Raw genomic sequence first — 23,349 nt, 5'->3', positions numbered from 1 at the left:
CGCTTACTTCCCCCCGATCTTGTCGGAAAGCCGGTCGAGCGTGCGGCGCAGGGCCTTTGATTCTTCCTGCTGCGCCTCGATCCAGTCGCGCAGCATCTGCTGTTCGTTGCGCATGTTCTTGACCAGACCCTGGATGCCTTCGGCCAGATTGGCCATGGCCGACAGCGACCGCTCGTTCTGGTGGCCGTCGATCGGTCCCTTGCTCTGGGCGGAGGCGAGCGCGCGCAGCTGTTCCGTCAGCGCCCTCAGATCCTCCGAGGAACCGCTCGCAAGCGTTTCGGCGACGGCCGGCGGCATGTCCGATCCGAGGTCGGTTACCGACGACAACCAGTTTTCAAGTTCCGTATAGAAGCGGTTCTGAGCGCGGCCCGCCTGTAGGTCGAGGAAGCCCAGGATCAGCGAACCGGAAAGGCCGAGCAGCGAGGACGAGAACGCCGTGCCCATGCCGGCGAGCGGCTGGGCAAGACCGCTCTTGATGGCGGCGAGCACGTCGTTGGAACTGCCCGAGTTCGGGTCGAGCGCGCCGATGACGTTGCTGATCGAGCCGATAGTTTCGATAAGTCCCCAGAACGTGCCGAGCAGGCCGAGGAAGACGAGGAGGCCGATCAGATAACGCGACGTGTCGCGTGATTCGTCCAGGCGCGTGCCGATCGTATCGAGGATCGAGCGGAAGGCATTGGTAGACAGCGCCATTCGGCGGCGGCTGCCGATCAGGGTGCGCATCGGAGCCAGAAGGCGCGGTTCACGGCCGACCTTGTCAGCGTTGCCGGCGGCGCGGAAGGAATTGAACCAGCGCACTTCCGGCATCAGGGCGATCACCTGGTTGAAAACCAGAATCACGCCGATCAGGAGAACGCCGAGAATGAGGCCGTTCAGGCCTGGATTGGTCTGGAAGGCGTGTGCGGCCTGGCGGTAAAGGATGGAAGCGACGAAACCGACGATGATCAGGAAGATCAGCATCGTCCACAAAAACGAGGCAGGATTGGAAAGTTTGTAGGCATAGCCGCCGCGATTCGTTTCAGACGCGTCCAAATCGTCCACTGTCGCATTCGCCATAATATGCCTCGCCTCCGGTAGTCTTACGCGCCGGAGGCTAGTTGAAAATTGCGACGAATTGAAGTGCGGAAGCCTCGGAAAACAGTCAGCTATCGAGTATGGAAGATCTAAGCCGAGCGGTGGCGCAAAAATGCCTCAGCGGGTCGGAATGGGCCGGTTGACGACCTCGACCAGTGCCTTCTGGATAAGCTCGTTGCCCGCAACGACATTGCCGCTGCCGAAGATGTCCGTCGCGCCCTTCATGTCGGACACGAAACCGCCCGCCTCGCGGATGAGGATCAGCCCGGCGGCCATATCCCAGGGCGAAAGCTCGGTTTCCCAGAAGCCGTCGAGACGGCCGGCAGCCACATAGGCAAGGTCGAGGGCGGCCGCACCGAAGCGGCGCATGCCGGCGACTTCGCCCATCACATGGCGCAGTTCGACGAGGAACTTGCCGTGATTGCCGCGGCCGAGATGCGGCATGCCGCAGCCGATCACACAGTCCGAGAGTACCCGACGCGCGGCGACCCGGATGCGGCGGTCGTTCATGAAGGCGCCGCCGCCCTTTTCGGCGGTGAACAGCTCGTCGGTCGCAGGATTGAACACGACGCCGGCAACCACTTCCCCGTTGCGCTCAAGCGCGATGGAGACTGCGAACTGCGGAATGCCGTGCAGGAAGTTGGTGGTGCCGTCGAGCGGATCGACGATCCAGCGATGCGCGCCGTCGGTGCCCTTCAGCTCTTCGCTTTCCTCGCCGAGAAAACCGTAGGTCGGACGCGCCTTCAGCAGCTCGTCGCGGACGATCTTCTCCGCCTTCAGATCCGCCTGGGACACGAAATCGCTGGGGCCCTTCACCGAAACCTGCAGGTTCTGCACCTCGCCGAAATCTCTGGAAAGCGACTTGCCTGCCTTGAGGGCAGCCTGAACCATGACGTTGAGAAGGGCGGAGCGGGCCATGCGGGAAATCCTTGGGGTTGTCCCGACTTGTCGTCTGGACGGGACGGCGTTTTATGAGCGATTTTTTGATTGGCGGCTTCAAGACCATAAAACAGCGCGAAATTCAAGCCGTCCGCCTGAATGCCGGCATTGCGGCTTCCGGTCGCGTCTGCAAAACTGATGTTCGGAGCCTCGAAGGAATACAGGATGAAGGCGACGCTGCCGCTGACTTTAAGCCTCGGGCTGCTCGCCACCATGGTCGCGGCATCGCTCGCAGCGTGGCTGACGATAGCGCCGGGCGCCGAACTCGCTGTGCATTTCGGCCTCGACGGCACGCCGAACCGCTATGCGCCGGCACTTTTCGCGCTGTCGATCATCCCGGCCGCAGCGCTCCTCTCGACCGTGATATTTGCATTCGCCCCGCGCTTCGACCGCAAGGCCGCCGCTTCGCCGGTTTTTTATACGGCTCTCTGGCTCGTCGTGATTGTCGTGCTGGCTGCGAGCCATGCGTTGATCATCGGTCACGCATTGTCGGGAAATTGATCGAGCCGGCCTGTCGATGAAGAGCAAAGGTCATTTGCCGCACCGTCTCCCGGCGCTACGCTTTGGCTCAGCGCGTTCGGCCCTGCAATCGCTTCACTGGATCGATTGCTCCGGCTTCGCCGAACCGGGCCTCACCCACGCCGGAACTTGTTTGCCGCATCGATCGCCCGGCGCTGCTGGTCTTCATTGATCCCGAGATAGAAATCCTCGAGCTCCGGGTCCTGAAGGCCGGCGCGGCGCGAGAGCACGTACCACTTCGCCGCTTCGACCGGATCAGGCCGGGTGCCGAGCGCGTTGACATAGAGATGCGCAAGCTTGTTCTGGGCCACAACATTGCCGCGATGGGCGGCGATCCGCAGCCATTCGAAACCCTTTTCGTAGTCGCGGTCACCCGCGACGCCGTTGACCAGCCAGAGGCCCATGTCGAGCTGCGCGGTATCGAAACCGGCCGTCGCGGCACGCTCCAGCCATTCGCGAGCCCGCGCCTTCTTTTCAGCCGGAACGTCCTTCAGCGTGACATAGACCTGCGCCACCGCATATTGGCTATCGGCGACGCCCTGCCTTGCGGATTTTTCGTAGAATGGCAAAGCCAGATGCAGGCCCTTGTCGCCCGGATTTTGGGAAACCAGGACCTGTGCCCAGTTGAATTGCGCCGAAGCATTTCCCGCTTCGGCGGCCCTGCGCATCAGATCGTCGGCCTTCGGCTTGTCGCGGGGCACATCCCGTCCGGTCATCAACAGCAGCGCATATTGGAACATGGCGGCAGGATCGCCGCCCTCCGCCGCCTTCTGATACCAGAATGCCGCGGTCTTGGCGTCGCGCTTGATGCCGAGCCCCTTGGTCATCATTTCGGCGACCAGCGTCTGCGCCGCCGGATCGCCTGCCCCGGCCCGGGTCAGAGCCTTGTCGAGGGCCGTCACATACATTCCGCGCTGGTATGCCCCATAGGCATCGTCCACGGTGCCGGTATAGGCCTTTTCCGCCGGTGCCGGCGGCAATGCGGCCCCCATGCGCTGGTAAAGTTCGACGCCGCCCGAGGGAATGATGCCGTCCGGCTGGCCCTCAGGCTCCCTGGTTCCCTTTGCGGAGCCCGGAACCGGCTGGATCTCGACCCGCCCCTTTTTCATCGGCTGGAAATCGGGCTCCACCGGCCGGGTCACCGCCCTGGAATTCGCCTGCGCCAGCGCAAGACAAGGCATCGCCGCCGAAGCGATGAGTGTCGCCAGCAGCCCTTTCAGAATCACGCGGGAAAGGCGGTTCGACGGCATGGGCTCCATCAAGCCTCAAACCGTGGCGCTTTTTCGTCCAGAATTGCGTTGACCTCAGCAACCGCGGCGCCGGGACCTTGGGGGTTGGAGAATACCGCTTCCCTGAGCGCCACGAATTCCGCGCCGGTCTCCGCGACGGCAAGTGCCGAGGAAGTATCGGTGCCGCCCATGACGATGCAGGGAATCTCGATCATCGATGCCCACCATTCGCCGAGCGCGAGGTTTTTCGGATGCGCTTCGGGCTTGATGTCGCCGTCGAGCTTGCCGAAGAAGATATAGTCGGGGCGATGTTCGCCGATCGCCAGCGCCTGATGCCGGTCGGCCGCCCCGCCGGTGCCGACGATCATCTTCGGCACGAATTTCTCGATCGCCTCCCCCAGTTCGGTCAGGTCTCCGCCGAGATGCAGGCCATCCGCCTTGATGCGCCCGGCCACCCGGCTGTCACCGGAAATCAGTGCTGCGGCACCCGCCGCCTGGATCAGCTCGACCAGCGCTTCCGCACGCTTCTGGAACGCCTGGTCGTCAAGGCCATATTGCGGCACGATCACCGACGCGACGTCGCCGCCGGCAAGCGCTGCTTCGAGATCCTTGGCTTGCTGGTCGGCGTCGTCATATTGCGGCACGATCAGCACGAGGCGGCAGCGGTCTTCCTGTCCGGTCATGTTTCTTCCCGTTCGGCGGATATCGTCTTGCAAAAATCCGCACTCGTTTTCTGTCCGCAAATTCGATAGACCGGACCGCCTGCCGGATCAACCATTCCCTCATCGCCCTCCGAGTCTTCATGCCCGATACGCTCAGCCTCGCCTTCTTCACCTTCGCCATCCCCGCCGTTCTGCTTGTCGGCCTCTCGAAGGGAGGCATCGGCGGCGCTATCGGGCTGCTCGGCGTGCCGCTGATGTCGCTCGCCGTCGATCCGGTCAAGGCGGCGGCGATCTTCCTGCCGATCCTGATCGTCATGGATATCGTCGCCTTATGGTCCTGGCGGAACTTCAACGACCGCAAGACGCTGCTGATGATCCTGCCCGGCGGCATCATCGGCATCGCGCTCGGCTGGGCAACGTCGGCCTATGTCTCGGACAATGCGCTGCGCCTCGTCATCGCGGCCGCGACGATCCTGTTTACCGTGCGCTACTTCTGGCAGGTCTACGGCCCTCGATCCAACCGGCCGAGGGCTCCCCTGCCGCACCGCCCGGGCCCCGCCACCTTCTGGGGCGCCTTGTCCGGTTACGCGAGCTTCGTCGCCCATGCAGGCGGACCGCCGTTCCAGATCTACGTCCTGCCGATGCGGCTCGACCCGAAAGCCTATACCGGCGCCAGCATCCGCTTCTTCGCGATCGTCAATGCGGTCAAGGTCATCCCCTACTTCTTCCTCGGCGCACTCGACGCGGAAAACCTCACCATCTCCGCAACCCTCCTGCCGGTGGCCCTGATCGCGACCATGATCGGCGCGGCAGTCGTCAAACACCTGAAGTCGGAAACCTTCTATCCGATGACTTACGGTCTGGCCTTCTGTGCGGGATTGAAACTGCTGTGGGACGGCCTGTCGTTCTAACTCGGCAAAGCAAACGCGAGCAGCTAAAAAAGCAACGCAAAATAAGGCGAGTAACATTGTTGCGATGCACAATAAATCTTGCCGTTACCGAGCGTTTACCGTAAGTTCAACGCATGACAACCGTTGACCCCTTTGCAGCCATAGCTGATCCTAACCGGCGGTATCTGCTGGAGGAATTGCGGCGCGCCCCGAAAACCGTCAATGAACTTGCGCAAGGCCTGCCGATCAGCCGGCCCGCGGTGTCGCAGCATTTGAAGGCACTTCTGGATAGCAATCTGGTGAATGTGACGGCGGATGGCACGCGGCGCATCTATTCCGTCAACAGCAAGGGTTTCGACAGGCTGAACCTGTGGCTGGATCAGTTCTGGTCGTGACCACCGGCTTTTAAACCGTGGGAATTGTGGCTCCCTTCCACGACCAGAACCTTGTCATTGTTATTTATGGATTATGGGTTTGCCGCTTTTATTATTCGCCTCCGACTGATGAAAAAACCGGGCGAGCGGCGGGGGTCTCCTACTGAGGAACTAATGACGCGTAGATGCCTTTAGGCGCTGCATTTGGTCCTTGATGCGCAGCTTGCGCCGCTTGAGTTCGGCTATTTCACGGTCGTCGGCGGAGGGGGACGCTAGAACGGTCTGGAGCTCCTCCTCCAAAGCACCGTGCTTCTTTTCAAGCGATGCGATATGAGCCTGGACGGTCATGTGGCATGTTCCTTCCTTAGTCACCTACCACGGCATTCCCTAATGCCGAGGCTTCAGGTTTACGAAGGAAGTGTGACACGATCGGCCGGCTTTGTCGAAGGTGAAATCATGGTTTGAAGTGGGCAAATTCGTGACCTTGTCTAACTTCCCGTTAACGCGGTTTGGTGGTAGAGGCTTGCGGAGAATGCCGGCGACCGCTGAAATGCCGGGCGTGAGAATGGGGACTGGAATATGGCAGATCAGGAACAGGCGGATGTCCGGCTGGTGCTTGCGAAACTTCGACAGGAACACGAGGATTACGACGCCGCCATCAATGCCATGATCCAGGTCGGCTGCGACGCTCTTCGCGTGCAGCGCATGAAGAAGAAGAAACTGTCTCTGAAAGACAAGATGACTCAACTCGAAGACCAGATTGTTCCGGACATCATCGCGTAAGGGTCCCGCCATGTCTGAAAGACCTGCCGTCGCCATCATCATGGGCAGCCAGTCCGACTGGGAGACCATGAAGAACGCCGCCGACACCCTGGAGGCGCTCGATATCGGCTACGAGGCCCGTATCATATCGGCGCATCGCACACCGGAGCGGATGATGCAGTTTGCCAAGGGCGCCCGTGCTGAAGGTTTCCAGGTCATCATCGCCGGCGCCGGCGGTGCGGCCCACCTGCCCGGCATGACCGCCGCCATGACCCCGCTTCCGGTTTTCGGCGTGCCGGTTCAGTCGAAGGCGCTGTCTGGCCAGGACAGCCTGCTGTCGATCGTCCAGATGCCGGCCGGCATTCCGGTCGGCACGCTCGCGATCGGCCGGGCCGGCGCCATCAACGCCGCCCTGCTGGCAGCCGCGGTTCTCGCCCTCAACGACGACGAGATCGCCGACCGGCTCGACGAATGGCGCGCCCGCCAGAGCGCCGCCGTTGCCGACTATCCCATCGACGAGGCTCCATGACTGTCCACACGATCGGCATCATCGGCGGCGGTCAGCTCGGCCGCATGCTGGCCATGGCCGCAGCCCGGCTGAATTTCCGCACGATCGTGCTCGAACCGCAGGCCGATTGTCCCGCAGCCCAGGTCGCCAACGCCCAGATCACGGCGGCCTATGACGATCCGGCAGCGCTTGCCGAACTCGCCAGCCGCTGCGACGTCGTCACCTACGAATTCGAGAACGTGCCCGTCACAGCCGCCGAGGCGCTGCAGCGCTCGGTTCCGGTCCATCCGCCGGCCAAGGCCCTCGACATGTCGCAGGACCGGCTGACCGAAAAGCGCTTCCTGAATTCCTGCGGCATCGAGACCGCCCGATTCCACGCCGTCGACAGCCAGTCCGACCTTGAGAAGGCGCTCGCCGATTTCGGCGGCCAGGGCGTCCTGAAGACCCGCCGGATGGGCTATGACGGCAAGGGCCAGCGGGTCTTCCGCTCCGCCGAGGACAAACCCTCCGGCGCCTATGATGCGCTCGGCGGTGTGGCGCTGATTCTCGAAAGCTTCGTGCCATTCGAACGCGAGGTGTCGATCATCGGCGCGCGCGCCGCGGACGGCACGGTCGCCTGCTACGATCCGGCCGAAAACGTCCATCGCAACGGCATTCTCCACACCTCCACCCTGCCCGCCAGGATCTCCGAAGCGACGGCGAAGACCGCCCGCGAATCGGCGGAGAAGCTGCTTGCCGCGCTCGATTATGTCGGCGTCATCGGCATGGAATTCTTCGTGATGGCGGATGGCACGCTGATCGCCAACGAAATCGCCCCGCGCGTCCACAATTCCGGGCACTGGACGGAAGCCGCCTGCGTCGTCTCGCAGTTCGAACAGCATATCCGCGCCGTCGCGGGCCTTACCCTCGGCGACCCTGCCCGCCATTCCGACTGCGTGATGACCAACCTGATCGGGGACGACATTCTGGACGTGCCGGCCTGGCTTCAGAAGAAAGACGTCCTCGTCCACCTCTATGGCAAGACGGAATCCCGACCGGGCCGGAAAATGGGCCATTTGACCGAATTGAAGGGCCTGAAAACACCGTCACAAGGTTGACACGCAGATTGGCTCGGGTTATCTGCACGCCCAACTGAGAGCGTGCCCCTCAAAGAAACAGGCGGCGCGCTTTTGATTGATAGACATGCGGCTTCGCGCCCACAGACTGCTGGACCAGGAAAATGAAGATCAAGAACTCGCTTAAGGCGCTGAAGGCTCGTCACCGCGATAACCGTCTGGTTCGCCGCAAGGGCCGCGTTTACATCATCAACAAGCAGAACCCGCGCTTCAAGGCTCGTCAGGGCTGATCAGGCATTCGGCTTCGGTCTCGACCGCAGCCGATCAAATTGTCGATAACACGACAAATCGGGTTTGACCTTCGGCGCAGGCGGATTACCTTATCCGCATGCGCTATTTTCGTTTCAGCACCCTGATTCTCGCCGCGAGCCTTGCCGCTTCGTCCGCTCTCGCCCAGACTCCGGCCCCCAAGCCACCTGCTGCACCACCTGCCGCCGCCCCCGTCATTCCGGCTGTCGCCCAGAAACCGGGCAAGCCCGTGGATCCGCTGTTCGATGCGTTGAAGCGCGAGCGCAATCCGGAAAAGGCACGCGGCATCGCCAGCCAGATCATCGCCGACCTCAACGATTCGGGCAGCGCCACCGTCAACCTGCTGATGCAGTGGTCCGCGACCGCCATCAAGGAAAAGCGCAATGCCGCGGCGCTCGATTTCCTCGATCAGGTGACCGTGCTCGATCCGGCCTTTGCCGAGGGCTGGAACCGCCGCGCGACGCTGCATTACACGATGGGCAACCCTCGCAAATCCATGGCCGATATCGCCGAAGTGCTGAAGCGCGAGCCGCGCCATTTCGGCGCGCTGTCCGGCATGGCTGGCATCCTGACGGAAGCCGGTAAGGACGAGCTGGCGCTGAAGGCATGGCAGGACTATCTTGCCGTCTATCCCGCCGACCGCGACGCCCAGGAAGCCGTTACCAAGCTTTCCGAAAAGCTCGCCGGCAATCGGACCTGAGCCTTTCGGCAGTCCATCCATGATGATCTTGCCCCTTGCCATCGCCGGCATCGTTGCCACCGCGTTTTGCTTCACCGCCTGGAAGACCAGGTCGATCGAGGCCGAATTCCCGAATACCGGCGAACTGATCGATGTCGGCGGCTTTTCCATGAATTCGCTGCACGTGCCGAAGCCCGAAGGCGCTGACCTGCCCGCGGTCGTCTTCATCCACGGCGCCAGCGGCAATTTCCGCGACCAGGAAGCAGCCTTCCGCCGGGCCCTCGAAGGCCGCGCCGAAATGCTCTTCGTCGACCGGCCGGGCCACGGTTACTCCGAGCGCGGCGGCCCCGAAAACGACTTCCCCGACGGCCAGGCGGCGGCGATCGCAAGGCTGATGGAAAAGCGCGGCATCGACAGGGCGATCATCGCCGGCCATTCCTTCGGCGGTGCGATTGCCGCAAGCTTCGGCCTCTACCATCCGGAAAAGACCGCCGGCCTGCTGTTTTTGGCGCCAGCCACCCATCCCTGGCCCGGCCGGATCGACTGGTACTACAATCTCACCGCCCGCCCGCTGATCGGCCGGCTGTTCAGCCATCTCCTCGCCCTGCCGGCCGGCCTCATGGTGATGAAGGCCGCCACGCGCTCGGTCTTTCACCCCAACCCCTGCCCCGAGACCTATCTTCGCGATGGCGCACCATATCTGGTCCTGCGCCCGAAAGTATTTCGCAGCAACGCCATCGACGTCGCCAACCTCAACGGCTACGTGACCCGCGTTGCACCGCGCTACAAGCAGATAACCGCGCCGACGGTGATCATCACCGGCGACAGCGACGCGATTGTCGCGGAGGAGATCCACTCGCGTGGCCTTGCCCGCGATATCGCCGGATCCGAACTCGTCTCCATCCGCAATCTCGGCCACAAGCCGGACTATATCACGACCGACGTTGTGATCGCGGCAATCGAAAAACTCGCGGGCCTCCCCCGCGACCTGAAAGCCGCCGCCCATATCGCGGAAGCGCGCATCGCGCCGACAGCGGAAGACTCGGCGCCCGAAATGGATCTCTCGATCGAGAAAACCTGAGCCTTGCTCGGACGACGACAGCCCGAAGCAAGCTGACCGCCCCAACCTCCGGTCACATGGAATCGGAGAGACGAGATGCAGATCGGCAGCATTGGCAGTGACTATTCGGCGCGGCCTGCGAAGCAGGAGGGCGCGTCGGCCGCGACGGATGCCTCAACAGCCGCGTCGTCTGGTCCATCCAGCCCCAAGGACGAGCCCTACGATCGCCTCGTCCATGGCCTGACGTCGCTGAAGAAGGCGAGCGACGAGGCGGAAGAGCAGGCAAAGGCCCGTGCCAGGCAGAAGCTCGACGATGCCAAGCAGCAGCTCGAGTTCATGCGCCGCTGGGGGTTGGATCCGCAAGTGATCGCCAAGCAGGCGGCCCAGCTCGGCGTCGTCGTTGCCGGCGCCGCCCGCGAATTCGCCGAGGCCCTGACCGGCAGCGGCCCGACTGCGCCGACGGTCCCCGCCAATGCTCCGCCCGCTGCCGAGACGACCGACCCTATCCTGGATGCGAGCGATCAGGGCACGGCCCCAGATACCACCGGTGACGAGCCGGCGGAGGACGACAAGCCCGTCTCTTACGCCGAGCAGGCCTATCTCGACGCGATGGACGAATCGCCGCGTGAGACGCCAAAACTGTCCCTCGACGACATCAAGACCGCGATGGAATTCAGCACCGTCGCCCGCCAGATCAAGGCGCTTCTGGAAGAGGCGGCCCGCAGGCTGCGCGAGCAGAACAGCACCGCCACCGTGCCCGGCACCCAGAGCCTCGACGCCTCCGTCAACACACTGACCGGCGCGGTCTCCGCCATGCCGACGGTGAGCATCACCGTCTGACGGTTTTATCCGGCCGCGACCATGCTGAAAGCTGGCGTGGGGAGCGATTCAGCCCTGCCGCACGATGGTACCGATCACATTGACGACTAGGCGCGATGCCGTCAGGGCCGACAGGCCATCGATGTCGGCGGGAGGATAGAGTTCGACGAGGTCGAACCCGGCGATCCTGGCCCGTCTGCCGAGACCGCCGATCAAATCGATCACCTGCGTATAGGTGAGGCCTCCGGGGGTACGCGCTGCCACACCGGGCATGACGCTGGGATCAAGGCCGTCACAGTCAAGGGTGACGACGACCTGCGCGCCTTCGGGAATGTGTCGGAGAGCGGCTTCGACGCCCTGTGCGTGAATCTCACGGGCCGTCACGAAATGGCTGCCATAACGCCGCGCGGCCTCGATGTCCGTGATGCGCGCACTGCCAACGCTGCGGAGCCCGACCTGTACCATGCCGGCGACATGCGGCATCTCGCTCGCCCGACGCATCGGGCTCGAATAGCCGTGACGCTCGCCATTCACCTCGTCGCGCCAGTCGATATGGGCGTCGATCTGCAGAATCCAGACCGGCCCGTGATTGGCAAAACCGGCGAGGAAGGGAATAGTCACGGAGCAGTCGCCACCGAGCAGGATCGGTATAGCCGAAAGAGCCAGGACCTGGCGTGTCTTCTCCTCGATCTGCGCCCGGTTGCCGATATTGTCATGCAGGATGGTCGGGATGTCGCCGCCGTCGATGCATGAGACCCGCTTGCCGTTGAACAGCGGGCCGCCAAGATCGAAATCCCAGTGCTCGACGAGCGTGACATCATCTTGGCTCGCGGCGCGGATGGCGTCGGCGGCCAAAGCATGGCCGCTGCTGTCCTTCCCGGGATAGGTGCTGCCGTGGCCGGCTCCGTAGATCACCGCGCGGGGTGTCCGGCTCCCAGAGAGGTGATCGGAAAAGCCGAGAAATGGGGGCGAGGAGGTCATTTCTTGATGGCTCTGATGATGGTTTAGCTGAATTCGGGTATTGAGGGCGGTAATCAAGGCGACAGGTTCGCGACCGCTTCCACGACATCTCCTAAAAGACAGTCCGCGACAGGCAAAGTCCAGGATGCCTTACAGAGACATTCCAGGCAAGAAACACCGCTTGCAACGTCTGCGTTGCAAGCGGTTCGAGATCAGACCTGGATTTCAATCAACCGCCGGATCGCTCCGGCGGTTTTCGCTTGTAGGGGCGTTGCGCCTCAGATGCCGCTCTGGCCGTCCGAGCCGATATAGGCGATGCGCAGCATGTTGGTGGCGCCGGGCGTGCCGAGCGGAACGCCGGCCGAGATGATGATCCGGTCGCCGGGCTTGCCGAAGCCTTCCGACACGACGATGCGGCAGGCGCGGTTGACCATGTCGTCGAGGTCGGTCGCGTCACTGGTGACGACGCAATGCATGCCCCAACCGACCGAAAGCCGGCGCGCCGTCTGGACGATCGGCGACAGCGCGATGATCGGCACCTCCGGACGTTCGCGGGATGCGCGCAGGCCCGTCGTGCCCGACGAGGTGTAGGTGACGATCGCCGCCAGCTTCAAAGTTTCGGCGATCTGGCGGGCGGCAAGCGAGATGGCGTCCGCACCGGTCGCCTCCGGCGTCGCGCGCTGGGCGTAGATGATGCTCGGATAAAGCGGATCCTGTTCGACCGTGCTGGCGATCGACGCCATCATCGACACCGCCTCGACCGGATACTGGCCGGAGGCCGATTCGGCCGAGAGCATGATCGCATCGGCGCCTTCGAAGACGGCGATCGACACGTCCGACACTTCGGCGCGGGTCGGAACCGGCGCGGTGATCATCGATTCCAGCATCTGGGTGGCGACGACGACCGGCTTGCCGGCGCGCCGACACAAGCGCGTCAGCTGCTTCTGGATGCCCGGAACGGCTTCGATCGGCATTTCGACGCCAAGATCGCCGCGTGCCACCATGACGGCATCGGAAAGCTCGACGATCTCGTCGATGCGTTCGAGCGCCTGGGGCTTCTCGATCTTCGACATGATGCCGACGCGGCCGCGGGCGATCTTGCGCACTTCGGCAAGGTCGTCGGGGCGCTGGACGAACGAAAGCGCCACCCAGTCGACATCGTCGGTCGCGAGAACCGCGTCGAGGTCGATGCGGTCCTTTTCGGTCAGCGCCCCGACGCCGAGCAGCGTATCGGGCAGGCTGACGCCCTTGCGGTCGGAAATGCTGGTGCCGGCAATGACCTTGCAGACGATGCTCTTGCCATCGGCCTTCTCGGCCTTCAGCGCCAGCTTGCCGTCGTCGATCAGCAGGCGATGGCCCACTTTCACCGCTTCCAGGATTTCCGGATGCGGCAGGAATACGCGGGTCTCGTCGCCCGGCTCGTCGCGGTTGTCCAGAGTGAAGGTCTGGCCCGGAGCGAGCGTCACCTTGCCGGCTGCAAACTTGCCGACGCGCAGCTTCGGGCCCTGAAGGTCGGCGAGAATGCCGATCGGCCGGCCGCAGCGCTCCTCGACGGAACGGATGCGCTTGATCAGCGTGCGCATCACGTCGTGGCTCGCATGGCTCATATTGATGCGGAAGAGATCAGCCCCCGCTTCATGCAGCTTCTGGATCATCGCCTCATCGGACGAAGCCGGTCCGAGGGTGGCAAGGATCTTTACTTTGCGGTTGCGCCTCATCAGTTGTGGCCTTCTTGTGTGCCAGGCGTATCGGAAAGCTGGACCATCCAGCTTCCCTGACGGCCCGTATCATATTCCTTGAAGCCCATGCGCTGGAAGCCACGGGCAAAACAGTCATTGACGCCGACGACTTTGAATTCGTTCTCCGCGACGCACATGTTGACATTGCCGGTCCAGCGGCCGCCCCGGGCCGCGTCCTCGGCATAAAGATAATAATAACGCGACTGCAACTCGCCCTCGATCAGCGTCGCGCAGGTGGAGGCCGGAACCTGCCACCAGCCTTCGGTGGTCCAGCCCTCCGTGGCGCGATAGCCGATCGCGACGCCAACGAGGTTCTGCGTGGCGTTGCAGACACGGAAATCCGCGTGCGCGGCGGTCGCCGCCAAAAGCGGAACACCGAAGGCGACCATGGCGGCAAGCGCCGAAGCGGAAACGATGGAGCGAAGAGTAGCTTTGGGGGATTTTTTCGACACGGTTTCCGTCAGGACTCCATGGTTATTCGTGAAGCACTTTCTTCGCGCGGCGGAGTCGGAAAGTCAACGTAACTCTAATCGATTAGTCCGCATCATGCCTTCAATCCAAGCTGATCGTCGCCCCAACACGGCTTGCGTCGCGGCTTTCCCCATGCCATCAACACCCGTCTTCCGACCGACCTTTCGAAACCGTTTCATTTCCGATGGCGATGCAGGACTTCATTCCTTTCGAGATCATAGAAGGCGATTATGACAGCGGCATGGTGCTGCTCGCCGACCATGCCATGAACCGCCTGCCCGCGTCCTATGGCAGCCTCGGCCTGCCGGAGAGCGCCTTTCACCGCCATATCGCCTTCGACATCGGCATCGAGGGCCTCACCCGCCGTCTGGCGGCGATGCTGAACGTGCCGGCGGTGCTCGGCTGCTTCTCGCGCCTGCTGATCGACCCGAACCGCGGCGAGGACGATCCGACCCTGATCATGAAGATTTCCGACGGGGCGATCATCCCCGGCAATCATCCGATCACCCAGGAGGAGTGGGACTTCCGCCTGGACACCTATCACCGGCCCTATCACCGCGCCGTCGAGCGCACGATTGCCAAGGCAGGTGCGTCGGGCCGCGCGCCGCTCGTCCTGTCGCTGCATTCCTTCACGCCGTTCTGGAAGGGCGTCGCCCGCCCCTGGCACGCGGCCGTGCTCTGGGACAGCGACGATCGCGCCGTGACGCCGCTCCTCCGCCTGCTCGGCGAACCGGGCGACATCGTCGTCGGCGACAACGAACCCTATGACGGGGCGCTCAAGGGCGACACGATGTACCGGCACTGCATGGTGTCGGGGATCCCGCACGCGCTTCTCGAGGTCCGCCAGGACCTGATCGGCGACGAGGCCGGTATCGCCGCCTGGGCGGAAAGGCTGGCGCCGGTCTTCAAGACGCTCAACGCCGACCCCACATTGCATGAATACAGGATCTTTCCCTCGCGGACCGGCCCCTATTCAGTCTGACGCGACACCAGGAGATGCGCCCATGAGCGAACTCACGCCTACGGAACTGACCAGAGAGCAGCAGACCGAATTCGAGGCCGCCGCCTTCCGCCGCCTCGTCCGGCATCTGCGTGAACGCGCCGACGTGCAGAATATCGACCTGATGAACCTCGCCGGCTTCTGCCGCAACTGCCTGTCGAACTGGTATCGCGATGCCGCCAGCGATGCCGGCGTCGATCTCTCCAAGGACGCATCCCGCGAGATCGTCTACGGCATGCCCTACGAGGATTGGAAAAATCTGCACCAGCAGCAAGCCTCGGATGCACAAAAAGCCGCATTCGACGTCAACAAGCCGGCCCATGGTTGATCGATTTGCCGATTGGGCTTGACCTCGCGGCGGCTTTTCGGCAGTTGACGACCATTCATTGAAATCTACACGATCAGGAGGCCCCGATGTCTGATGCTCATGGCGTCGCCCGCGACCAGCTTCGCGCATTTATCGAGCGTATCGAACGACTGGAAGAAGAAAAGAAGACGATCGCCGACGATTTTCAAACATCGATGATCTTACCGCAAGTGGCCTCAGTGTAATAGAATCAGATACTTAGCCCTCTCTTAAAGAGCAGCTCGGCTACCGGTAGTCGACAACGAAACAGCAGTCGGACCGCTCGGCATTTGCAGCCCCCACAGGGCAGGTGACGCAATCAGCAACCAAATTTGGAGAAGAGAATGGACGAAATCGAAGCATCTGGCGCAACGGTCGCCGCAGCGGAACTTCGCTCGATTATTGAGCGAGTTGAGCGTCTGGAGGAAGAGAAGGCCGCCATCGCAGGTGACATCAAGGATGTACTTGGAGAAGCAAAGGGACGTGGCTACGACACTAAGGCCATCAAGACTATTCTTCGCCTTCGCAAGAAGGATGCGAACGAACGCCTTGAAGAGGAATCGATCCTCCAAACCTACATGGCGGCGCTTGGAATGGAATAAGTTCGAGATGCGGGCGGAAAAACCGTCCGCGCTATGGCAACTAGAGTTCCCCGCTGCACAGCGGGGCGTTCACATCCAGCGTAGTTCTTCGTTGATGCTGGCAATGAAGGCCATCACCCATTTCATCCTGGGTCTGTCGATCTCGTTTCTTTCAATAAGCTTGTTCATCACGACGACAGCACGCGCGATCAGATCGTGATATCGCTGGGCGGTTTTTTGGATACGCTTGATTTGGTCAAGCTCCAAATCACGCAGCATTGTTGTCGCTTCGGCCGCCCTCGGCGCGTTCGGCTTCACTGCGTAAACCCAGCCAGGATGAACCTCGATGTTGAGGTGATAATCGTCGAAGTACGGATGCAGCCATTTAAACGACCCGCTTCCAGTTCGTAGCGACTTAGATGCACGCATCGCTGCATCGCCGAGATCGCGATTACCTTTCTGCATGTTGCAGGGGTGGCATGCCATGGTGAGATTTACGGGCGAGAACGCCCACTTCCTGTAGCGTAGCTTGGACTTGTCCAGGTAGTGTTCGATATCTTCGCAAGCGTTGCGTCGTTCCTGATAAACCAGTTGGCGGCAAAAGTAACATCGCTCAACCTGTTGTGCCCGCAGCGACTTTCTCAGGTCCATGCGAACGCCAGCCAATTGCTTGTCGGCCCACTGGATTTTTCCGTGACGGTATGACCGGATAGCCTTTTGGTACTGTCTTCTATTCAATGCGCTTCGATGAGTTGGAATCATCCGACCTGGACCAAGATTCACGTTGTTCCCCGTGCGAACTTACGAATAGTTTGAAGCGGCTTAAATAATGGATCAGACTCGGCGAGAACCAAGTGAAATGTCTCTAGGTCAGCCACAGCGCCCCTAAATTCGGGGCCTTTTGATTTTCCTTCGGAAATTAGCGTTAGGCAGCGCTGGATCGCGTCAATGACCCTCGGTGATCGGGGAGAAACGACCCCGAAGTGTTCCAGCAGTACCGTATCCGATGTCTGTCCAAAAAGGGTCTCTTTCTTCCACTCGCTTCCGTGCGGAAACTCGCAGGTGAGTGAAGTCTCGTTTGATATGCTCGCCACCACCAGCGGGGAATGAGTAGTAACCACTATCGTCGCGTTGATCATGAGTTGCGCCACGATATCGAGTAGCGTTGCCATCACTGTCAACTGCCACTCAGGATGGAGAGATGTCTCGGGCTCATCGACAACAACGAGAGAGTTTGTGGGGAGACAAAAGCAGAATGCAAGCATGAGAAGGAGAAAAGACCTCTCGCCAGCACTCAACTCTTGCAGAAAAAGCCGACGATCATTCCTGTAGAAAGCGAACTGCGCTCTGGCCGTTGATCTAGAAGGTGGAATTGCCGGTTTTACCCAGTTATCGAAGTCGAGAGTATATTCGCTATCGCGTCGACCTTTCTCGCTCGGCAAGACCAATACCACAACAGGTTTGAGATTGAGTTGCTGGAGGCACGAACCCGCCAGGTTCAAAGAACGTTGCGTTGGCTCTCGTTCCAGTACGACCCTAAATAGCTCACGGAACGGAGCAGTTTCAGAAAACAGATTGTTGTTCCGGCGATATCCAAGATACGTGAAATGCTCGTAATCAAGGGTTTGCCGATAGACCCGCTGTGAATATTTATCAACCACAGGGCCCGAGAGACAGACAACGTGAGAGAATTCGCTGTCGCCCGCTTTCAAGTCGTCAATTGTCTGATCGGCGAGCGCGGATATATAGCGCGTTTTGCCGGAACCGTTGACGCCAGTCAGTATATGAACTCTGCCCGAGACGGGACGTGGAAGAACCTGCGTTGTCAATCACTATGTCCTTAGGTTCTGGAACGCTCGGAGCCTTGAAAGGCGCAAGCATTGCTACTCTGCCACGCCAGTTCTGAAAACGAACGGCGAATAGGCCCATGTTGACAGTCTCACCCCGACCGAAGTTGTTCTCCCGGCCCAAGCCGACTTCCTCGTCAAGGATTACCACGCCCTAGACAAATAGCATTTTCTGTAAGCGGCGTGCGGACCGCTCATTGATCCGCTTGCTCTCAGAACTATCTTGGCGAGCGATGACGTATCTGCCAACGCCGGACTTTTCTGAGACGTCATCGAGCTTATAGCCCAGCATCACGCCTGCGTACCGCAAACAGTCCCTCACACCGTTCCATTTGGTTAATCCCATCTTACGCCTCCGCGCATATTTTCGGTTGCGTCTATCATGATGAGGCCTTCACTAATGGGAATGGAATGACTATTGAGGAAAAAGTGCTCTGCGCTTTCATTCCGCCGCCTCCGTTACGACCTCGGTCGCAGCTGCTAGTGCGGCCCGAACTTCTTCAGGCAAAAGACCAAGTTTTTGGAAAAAGCTCTGATTTCGCAATTCGGCATCTCTGAATACTTTCTTATAGCTGAGCACTCTGAGAGAAGCTCTGTGGTTTGGAGAGAACCCATAGTAGCCAAGCCCATCGGGGGTCGGGTTTTGGGCAAGGCTCCTCTTGAATCGCTTTCTTGCGCCTTCTGTGAGATCGCAAAGAATAATGCATTCAAACGGCGTATCCTCAGTGATCTCAGATACCACTTCGCCGTTTTGGTCCCTTACCGTCTTGCTTCGAAGCTTCTCGACATATTCGAGAACTTGGTCCACCGGGTCACTAGATAGCTGCTCATCCCCAGGCCGCTTGAACTCGACCACCACCACCGGATCATTCGTGCCCTCGCGGCGGAATCCATACGGGTTGAGAAAAATTAGATCAGGTTCCTTCCTCTCACCATCGACACCGAATGCCGACATCGCCTTGTCCGATGCAAAGAAGCTGTAATAGGAGAGCAGGTCATCGACGAGCCACAAATTATGATCGTCGTAGTCCTTGGTGCTAAGCATCTTGCCCATTGGGCAAATGATCTCATGCAGTGTCTTTTCCCAGTGATAGGATTTTTTCTCCTCGTCGGAGTATCTTAGGAGTGATCTGGCGAGCTGGATTATTTGATGCCGCTTGATGGTATATTCAGCCAATCGCCTTTTCGCATCCTCACTGACTTTCTGGACGAGCTTATCGATTTGGTCCTGCCGATCTTCGCTCGCGTTTAAATCCGCAGAGATGGACGTGATATCTGCTTTGACCTTCTTCTCGTGGCGATACAGGACTGTGAAAAGGCTTTTCCCAATGTCCTCATCGGACATCCCAGGCGTCAGCTTCTGAACATAGCCATCGATGTCGTCAACGGAAACTGCAAGCTGCGGATGTTCTTGGAGAAGATCGACAACTATGCGTTTTTGACCTTTCCGAAGCGTCTTAATGTGAGGTTCCAAGAACGCCTCAGCCGCTTCTAAAGCCTTTTCGTGGATTGCCGAAAGCTCTGCTTGAGAAGCCTTAAAGGAAGTTCTTTCCTGATCAACGTTTGCGTCGAGAAATTTGCCTCGCACCACGCAGACGTAAGCCTTGCCATTTTCTAGGCCGCTAAGGGCAAACTTTTGGCCAATTTCGATTGTTTCAACAACTCGACCTTGGGCAGCTAGAAGAATGGCGTTTGAGAAACCCTGAGAAATGTTCTTCTCAACGTAAACGTGGGTGATTTGCAATTCACCAATTCCATTGAAATCGAGATTTTCGTTTTGCTCGAATTGCTTCTCAACTCGGTCGGCGAGGTATGCTCCGATGTCACGCGGTGACGGACCAATAGCCGCAATCAGCTTCGGCATCCCGCCAGCAATAAACATTGGAAAGAAGTGATGGCAAAGCTGGCGAGTAAGTGGGCCTTTGCCAATCGCCGCGTTTTGGTCAGGTCGTATTGAACCCAGAACGATCTGCGTCCCAACGTCTTCCACGTTCCCGGGGAGACGTTCGATACTGACTAAGGAGTCCTCGCGCCGTGGATCGAATGAAAAACGCACTTGTTCGCAACTATCTAGACCGATCTCGTACGTGCTCCGTACAAGAATTTCACGAAACACTTTCGCCCAGATGAGACGCCCAACACCCCGCCCCCCAATATTCTCCTTCTCGCGGGTGTCGCATGTTTCGAACGACTTTAGGTGCTTTCCATTTAAGCCAACCCCGTTGTCGGAAACCGCAACGTGCTTCAGGTTCTTATCTTTATCAAAATCTATGCTCACCGTGATCACACCACGCTTTGCAAACTCCGATACACCGAAACGTTCTTCAATTGCGTGGACCGCGTTGCTCACGGCCTCGTAGATTGAGTAAGACAAACCGGTCCGATTTGACGGTACGCGCAGATTGTCAATCCGCCCATTGATGTCGAATTTCACTGAAAGCCCTCCAACCGTGCAAAGAGAGCTAAAACAATGTGGAGTTTAGTTCAATTAGAATTTAGGACGTCCAGCACCACACGCCCCGATAACTATACGGTTTGCGGCGTGATCCAACGAGCACCGGCTCCTGCGGTCGCGCTTTCGGGTATCAATTCGACATTCCTACTCTCGAAGAAGGCTTCGAGCGTCCGGATATAATCTAAATTCAAGGCCCGAAGTTTCGTGCTTTCCAGGCGAGTAAGAAAGCTGCGACTTATGCCAGACGCATTCTCGATTTCGCGCATAGATAAATTAGCCAATGCCCTCGCGGCACGAAATTGTCCTGCCCGATGGCGATCTTGACGTCCCGGCTTGCTCCAACGCACGCCCGCGCCATGCACATGAGTTGCGGCTACGAATTCAATGTCGCGTGTTTCGAATTGCTTTCGCAGATTCTCTCCATCCGAGGACAAGAGCTTGTATTTCGCCCGCTCCCATCCGCTTACCTCGCGGCGATCTAGCCCCACCCACACCGCGACAACCTCTTGATCCACGTCAAGAAGCGCCCGGGCTGCACGTAACTGGCTGGCAAAGGTTTTCATTCATGCGGACAAGCACGAGTCAGTCTAAAAATGTCAACATTTAGCGCGTTTGTCTCGTATCTAATGATTTTGGCGATTTTTCTTTGCGCTTGTCTCACGAATCAGTCTATTTCCTTTAGCGACAACTGATTGGTCGAATCAAAGGACGACTTCGATGCACGACAAATGGCTAGGAACCCCGCCCAGCATAATCATTCCGCGACTGCAATCACTGCTTGCCGATCTGCAAAGTTTGTCCTCCCCTGGCGACTTTACTGAACCCGACAACACCGTGACCATCCGTAACTGCATATTCGCTCAGCGGTCTGTGCCCTGTCTCTTGGGCGAGATGTCCGGCCACCCACAAATCAAGGATGGCCCTGGCATCACCAGCGAGCTTTTCTACTTTGACGGAAAGCGGAAATTGGCGAGGACACTCAGCCGCTGGTACCATTTCCCCCAAGGGCTCCTTGGCTGATCAGGTGAGGTACGATCAAATGGACAAAGCTCTCGTCGACAGCCTCGACAGCTATATTTCCAAGTTACAACGGGTATCCGACCAGCTAAAAATCTCGCGAACAGACGAGTTCCGCAAGGCAAAACGCAACAACGAGGTTATTGCGCTTAAATCGGCACCAGACTTTTTGGCCTACTGCGCGTTGGTCGCTCTCTTTCGTAAAAACATCGGTCATTTGTCAGAGCCATCATGTGTTGCCGTATTCTCGGTCCCGTCCCATTGGCGGTTGGCTGATATCGACGACGCAGCAAAGATCATTCTCAAGGCACAAAAGGGGGTCAAAATCTGCCTTCACCCGATATCAAAACACCGCCGTGGATGGGAGATCGATGCAGCAGAGTTGCTTGAGTCCGGCGAGAAATTGATCATTTTCACCCAAGAGGGCACTGTTCTTCATGAAGATTTCGAATTGGCTGCAACGCTCTTCGACCGGCTTGTACTTTGCGATCCCAGACACCTTCGCGCACTTAGTAGGTTTCGGGCATGCGGCGACCTATCAGACAAGCACGCCGCAATAGTTGCGCAGCAGCCATCGGAGCGGATGGAGGCAATCTTTCGGCGCGGGCGACCAGTTGCCCGAGCCGCTTCAAAACTTAATGCCGCGATCCAGTTGGATAGTTCCGGTAAAGCTCGCCATGTCGACATCGAAAAAGGGTTCGGCGAAGCCAGTGTATGGGCCAACGCTTTGAAGCGAGATTTGGAAGATTGGCGACGTGGTAACCTCCCTTGGTCAGAAATCGACCGAGGCTGCCTGTTTTACGGACCCAGCGGCACGGGCAAAACCCGTTTTACGGCCGCGCTAGCTGACAACTGCGGAATGCACCTGGAGGCCACATCGATCCCGCAATGGCAGAGTGCCAAAGACGGTGACCTCGGCGACTTGCTCAAAGCAATGTTCCAGTCCTTCGCATCAGCAAAGGAAAACGCCCCGTCTTTGCTGTTCATTGACGAAATCGATGCCATCGGGGACCGAGCGAAATTTCCTTCCCGGCATGAGACCTATTCGACAACCGTTGTAAATGCGCTGCTTGAGTGTGTCGACGGGATCAACGGCCGCGAGGGCATTGTCGTGGTCGGTGCCTGTAACTTTCCAGAACGTATCGACCCAGCGCTTCTACGTAGTGGCCGCCTGGAAAAGCATGTTCTGTTTCCGTTACCGGATGCGACAGCGCGGGGACAAATTCTCGGGTTCCACCTTCCGACGCTGGCAAAGGACGCTGCACTTCAACAAATAGCGGCTCGTCTTCCGGGGAAAAGCGGTGCCGATCTAGAACGATTGGCACGCGAAGCACGTCGTATAGCCAGGGACGCGAACCGAGATGTCACTGTTGACGACCTGAGGGAAAGAGTTCAGGTGCCGCCGCCACTCGACGCGAAAACACTATATCGGATAGCTGTTCATGAAGCCGGGCACGCTTTGAGCGCCCGTGCGCTGCTTCTCGGCGAGATCGAATACGTCGAGATTTATGACAACGTCACCAGCTTTGCCACCCACCTGGAGTCGCACGGCATCACTATGGTTGACGTGCCTGCCAGCCCGTTTGTTACCCGTTGGGACATCATGAAAATGATAACGATGAAACTGGCTGGCGCTGCGGCTGAAGACCTTGTTTTTGGGCATCGCGCGAATTGGTCAACCGGCAGCAAGGAAAGCGATTTCGCTTCCGCTACCTCATTGGCAATTCAAATGATCACCGAATACGGCTTTGGAAATTCGCTCTATTTCCTTCCCGATTCGGTCGACAGATCGACCGCAACGAAGCTCTGGGATGATCTGCCACTGAAAGAAGAGGTGAGCGACATTCTCCAAGAGCAGTACAATCGGGCAAAAGACATGCTCGACGGCCTCAAGCCAACCTTGCTTAAAATTGCTGACGCGCTCGTTAAGCACAAGCGACTGGATACAATCCAGCTGGAATCGTGCTGGCCAGGTGCCAAAAAAGTCAAATCATCATTGCGCCACTAGGCTGCCGCTTCAAAAATTACCGCATCTCTCAAGCACCCGTGAAATC

Annotated in this window: 26 protein-coding genes and 1 pseudogene; 15 read left to right on the top strand and 12 right to left on the bottom strand. The window is 59.3% G+C overall.

All coding sequences use genetic code 11. From position 1 onward, the window contains the following. Positions 1-3: 3 nt before the first annotated feature. Both ACZ9EJ_RS02815 and ACZ9EJ_RS02810 read right to left on the bottom strand, forming a co-directional pair. Positions 4-1,056: a hypothetical protein gene (locus ACZ9EJ_RS02815; RefSeq protein ID WP_046632034.1), complete on the bottom strand. Its 1,053-nt coding sequence runs from the start codon at positions 1,054-1,056 to the stop codon at positions 4-6. Positions 1,057-1,191: 135 nt separating this feature from the next. Further along, a complete protein-coding gene (locus ACZ9EJ_RS02810; protein WP_046642283.1) occupies positions 1,192-1,992 on the bottom strand; it encodes an inositol monophosphatase family protein in 801 nt (266 codons plus the stop codon). A gap of 186 nt (positions 1,993-2,178) precedes the next feature. On the opposite strand from ACZ9EJ_RS02810, the gene ACZ9EJ_RS02805 reads away from it, so the two are divergent. Next, the gene (locus tag ACZ9EJ_RS02805) at positions 2,179-2,514 is read left to right on the top strand and encodes a DUF1648 domain-containing protein (RefSeq protein WP_046632030.1); all 336 of its coding nucleotides are present in this window, start codon (positions 2,179-2,181) and stop codon (positions 2,512-2,514) included. Between the two features lie 131 nt (positions 2,515-2,645). On the opposite strand, the gene ACZ9EJ_RS02800 is transcribed toward ACZ9EJ_RS02805, so the two are convergent. Then, positions 2,646-3,791, bottom strand: coding sequence for a tetratricopeptide repeat protein (locus ACZ9EJ_RS02800; RefSeq protein WP_370649739.1), 1,146 nt, complete (start codon positions 3,789-3,791; stop codon positions 2,646-2,648). Beyond that, a complete protein-coding gene (locus ACZ9EJ_RS02795; RefSeq protein WP_046632028.1) occupies positions 3,791-4,444 on the bottom strand; it encodes a thiamine phosphate synthase in 654 nt (217 codons plus the stop codon). The genes ACZ9EJ_RS02800 and ACZ9EJ_RS02795 overlap by 1 nt, the downstream gene beginning before the upstream one ends. Before the next feature lie 119 nt (positions 4,445-4,563). Here ACZ9EJ_RS02795 and ACZ9EJ_RS02790 point away from each other — a divergent pair, with 119 nt between their 5' ends. Together ACZ9EJ_RS02790 and ACZ9EJ_RS02785 are read left to right on the top strand one after the other, a co-directional pair. Next, positions 4,564-5,334 carry a sulfite exporter TauE/SafE family protein gene (locus tag ACZ9EJ_RS02790; protein WP_046632026.1) on the top strand — a complete coding sequence of 257 codons (771 nt, stop codon included), beginning with the start codon at positions 4,564-4,566 and terminating at the stop codon, positions 5,332-5,334. Between the two features lie 113 nt (positions 5,335-5,447). After that, positions 5,448-5,708, top strand: a complete 261-nt coding sequence (locus ACZ9EJ_RS02785) for an ArsR/SmtB family transcription factor (RefSeq protein WP_046632024.1) — start codon at positions 5,448-5,450, stop codon at positions 5,706-5,708. A 150-nt stretch (positions 5,709-5,858) separates the two neighbouring features. On the opposite strand, the gene ACZ9EJ_RS02780 is transcribed toward ACZ9EJ_RS02785, so the two are convergent. Next, positions 5,859-6,035 (bottom strand): YdcH family protein, encoded by a 177-nt coding sequence (locus ACZ9EJ_RS02780; protein WP_037077101.1) that lies wholly within the window; start codon positions 6,033-6,035, stop codon positions 5,859-5,861. A 231-nt stretch (positions 6,036-6,266) separates the two neighbouring features. On the opposite strand from ACZ9EJ_RS02780, the gene ACZ9EJ_RS02775 reads away from it, so the two are divergent. The 7 genes from ACZ9EJ_RS02775 (at position 6,267) to ACZ9EJ_RS02745 (ending at position 10,900) form a co-directional block, all read left to right on the top strand. Next, positions 6,267-6,470 carry a YdcH family protein gene (locus tag ACZ9EJ_RS02775; RefSeq protein WP_037077103.1) on the top strand — a complete coding sequence of 68 codons (204 nt, stop codon included), beginning with the start codon at positions 6,267-6,269 and terminating at the stop codon, positions 6,468-6,470. A 10-nt stretch (positions 6,471-6,480) separates the two neighbouring features. Beyond that, a complete protein-coding gene (gene purE / locus ACZ9EJ_RS02770; protein WP_007757842.1) occupies positions 6,481-6,978 on the top strand; it encodes a 5-(carboxyamino)imidazole ribonucleotide mutase in 498 nt (165 codons plus the stop codon). Then, positions 6,975-8,054 carry a 5-(carboxyamino)imidazole ribonucleotide synthase gene (locus ACZ9EJ_RS02765; protein WP_046642285.1) on the top strand — a complete coding sequence of 360 codons (1,080 nt, stop codon included), beginning with the start codon at positions 6,975-6,977 and terminating at the stop codon, positions 8,052-8,054. Before purE ends, ACZ9EJ_RS02765 begins: the two co-directional genes overlap by 4 nt. Before the next feature lie 122 nt (positions 8,055-8,176). Next, a complete protein-coding gene (gene ykgO / locus ACZ9EJ_RS02760; protein WP_003497670.1) occupies positions 8,177-8,302 on the top strand; it encodes a type B 50S ribosomal protein L36 in 126 nt (41 codons plus the stop codon). A gap of 98 nt (positions 8,303-8,400) precedes the next feature. Further along, positions 8,401-9,021 (top strand): hypothetical protein, encoded by a 621-nt coding sequence (locus tag ACZ9EJ_RS02755; protein ID WP_046642286.1) that lies wholly within the window; start codon positions 8,401-8,403, stop codon positions 9,019-9,021. Between the two features lie 19 nt (positions 9,022-9,040). Continuing rightward, on the top strand, positions 9,041-10,081 hold the full coding sequence (locus ACZ9EJ_RS02750; RefSeq protein WP_046642287.1) for an alpha/beta fold hydrolase: 1,041 nt from the start codon (positions 9,041-9,043) through the stop codon (positions 10,079-10,081). 75 nt (positions 10,082-10,156) lie between these two features. Further along, positions 10,157-10,900 (top strand): hypothetical protein, encoded by a 744-nt coding sequence (locus ACZ9EJ_RS02745; protein ID WP_046642288.1) that lies wholly within the window; start codon positions 10,157-10,159, stop codon positions 10,898-10,900. Positions 10,901-10,948: 48 nt separating this feature from the next. On the opposite strand, the gene ACZ9EJ_RS02740 is transcribed toward ACZ9EJ_RS02745, so the two are convergent. The 3 genes from ACZ9EJ_RS02740 to ACZ9EJ_RS02730 form a co-directional block, all read right to left on the bottom strand. Then, entirely contained in the window at positions 10,949-11,860 is a 912-nt protein-coding gene (locus ACZ9EJ_RS02740; RefSeq protein ID WP_046642289.1) for an agmatinase, read from the bottom strand. 257 nt (positions 11,861-12,117) lie between these two features. Then, positions 12,118-13,557, bottom strand: a complete 1,440-nt coding sequence (gene pyk / locus ACZ9EJ_RS02735) for a pyruvate kinase (RefSeq protein ID WP_046632011.1) — start codon at positions 13,555-13,557, stop codon at positions 12,118-12,120. Next, entirely contained in the window at positions 13,557-13,994 is a 438-nt protein-coding gene (locus ACZ9EJ_RS02730; RefSeq protein WP_046632414.1) for a DUF1036 domain-containing protein, read from the bottom strand. Before ACZ9EJ_RS02730 ends, pyk begins: the two co-directional genes overlap by 1 nt. 245 nt (positions 13,995-14,239) lie before the next feature. On the opposite strand from ACZ9EJ_RS02730, the gene ACZ9EJ_RS02725 reads away from it, so the two are divergent. The 4 genes and pseudogenes from ACZ9EJ_RS02725 to ACZ9EJ_RS02710 all read left to right on the top strand — a co-directional run bounded on the left by ACZ9EJ_RS02725 (position 14,240) and on the right by ACZ9EJ_RS02710 (position 15,997). Further along, complete coding sequence (locus ACZ9EJ_RS02725; RefSeq protein ID WP_046642298.1) at positions 14,240-15,031, top strand: N-formylglutamate amidohydrolase; 792 nt, start codon at positions 14,240-14,242, stop codon at positions 15,029-15,031. A gap of 22 nt (positions 15,032-15,053) precedes the next feature. Continuing rightward, entirely contained in the window at positions 15,054-15,377 is a 324-nt protein-coding gene (locus ACZ9EJ_RS02720; protein WP_046642290.1) for a DUF1244 domain-containing protein, read from the top strand. A gap of 86 nt (positions 15,378-15,463) precedes the next feature. Next, positions 15,464-15,565 (top strand): annotated as a pseudogene (locus ACZ9EJ_RS02715) (GapR family DNA-binding domain-containing protein); the annotation flags it as partial. 174 nt (positions 15,566-15,739) lie between these two features. Continuing rightward, on the top strand, positions 15,740-15,997 hold the full coding sequence (locus ACZ9EJ_RS02710) for a DUF2312 domain-containing protein (RefSeq protein WP_046642291.1): 258 nt from the start codon (positions 15,740-15,742) through the stop codon (positions 15,995-15,997). 69 nt (positions 15,998-16,066) lie between these two features. On the opposite strand, the gene ACZ9EJ_RS02705 is transcribed toward ACZ9EJ_RS02710, so the two are convergent. The 4 genes from ACZ9EJ_RS02705 to ACZ9EJ_RS02690 all read right to left on the bottom strand — a co-directional run bounded on the left by ACZ9EJ_RS02705 (position 16,067) and on the right by ACZ9EJ_RS02690 (position 20,841). Continuing rightward, entirely contained in the window at positions 16,067-16,627 is a 561-nt protein-coding gene (locus ACZ9EJ_RS02705; RefSeq protein ID WP_476098652.1) for an HNH endonuclease family protein, read from the bottom strand. A gap of 128 nt (positions 16,628-16,755) precedes the next feature. Further along, positions 16,756-17,805, bottom strand: coding sequence for an AAA family ATPase (locus ACZ9EJ_RS02700; RefSeq protein WP_080955852.1), 1,050 nt, complete (start codon positions 17,803-17,805; stop codon positions 16,756-16,758). A gap of 460 nt (positions 17,806-18,265) precedes the next feature. Next, complete coding sequence (locus tag ACZ9EJ_RS02695) at positions 18,266-20,257, bottom strand: ATP-binding protein (RefSeq protein WP_476098650.1); 1,992 nt, start codon at positions 20,255-20,257, stop codon at positions 18,266-18,268. Between the two features lie 92 nt (positions 20,258-20,349). Further along, positions 20,350-20,841 (bottom strand): helix-turn-helix domain-containing protein, encoded by a 492-nt coding sequence (locus tag ACZ9EJ_RS02690; protein WP_046642650.1) that lies wholly within the window; start codon positions 20,839-20,841, stop codon positions 20,350-20,352. Positions 20,842-21,317: 476 nt separating this feature from the next. On the opposite strand from ACZ9EJ_RS02690, the gene ACZ9EJ_RS02685 reads away from it, so the two are divergent. Next, complete coding sequence (locus ACZ9EJ_RS02685) at positions 21,318-23,303, top strand: AAA family ATPase (RefSeq protein ID WP_046642648.1); 1,986 nt, start codon at positions 21,318-21,320, stop codon at positions 23,301-23,303. The last annotated feature ends 46 nt before the right edge of the window (positions 23,304-23,349 follow it).

The sequence above is a fragment of the Neorhizobium sp. USDA 3394 genome (assembly GCF_056280385.1).
Note: the sequence above shows the minus strand (reverse complement) of the source record. Positions and strands in the feature narration are given on the sequence as shown.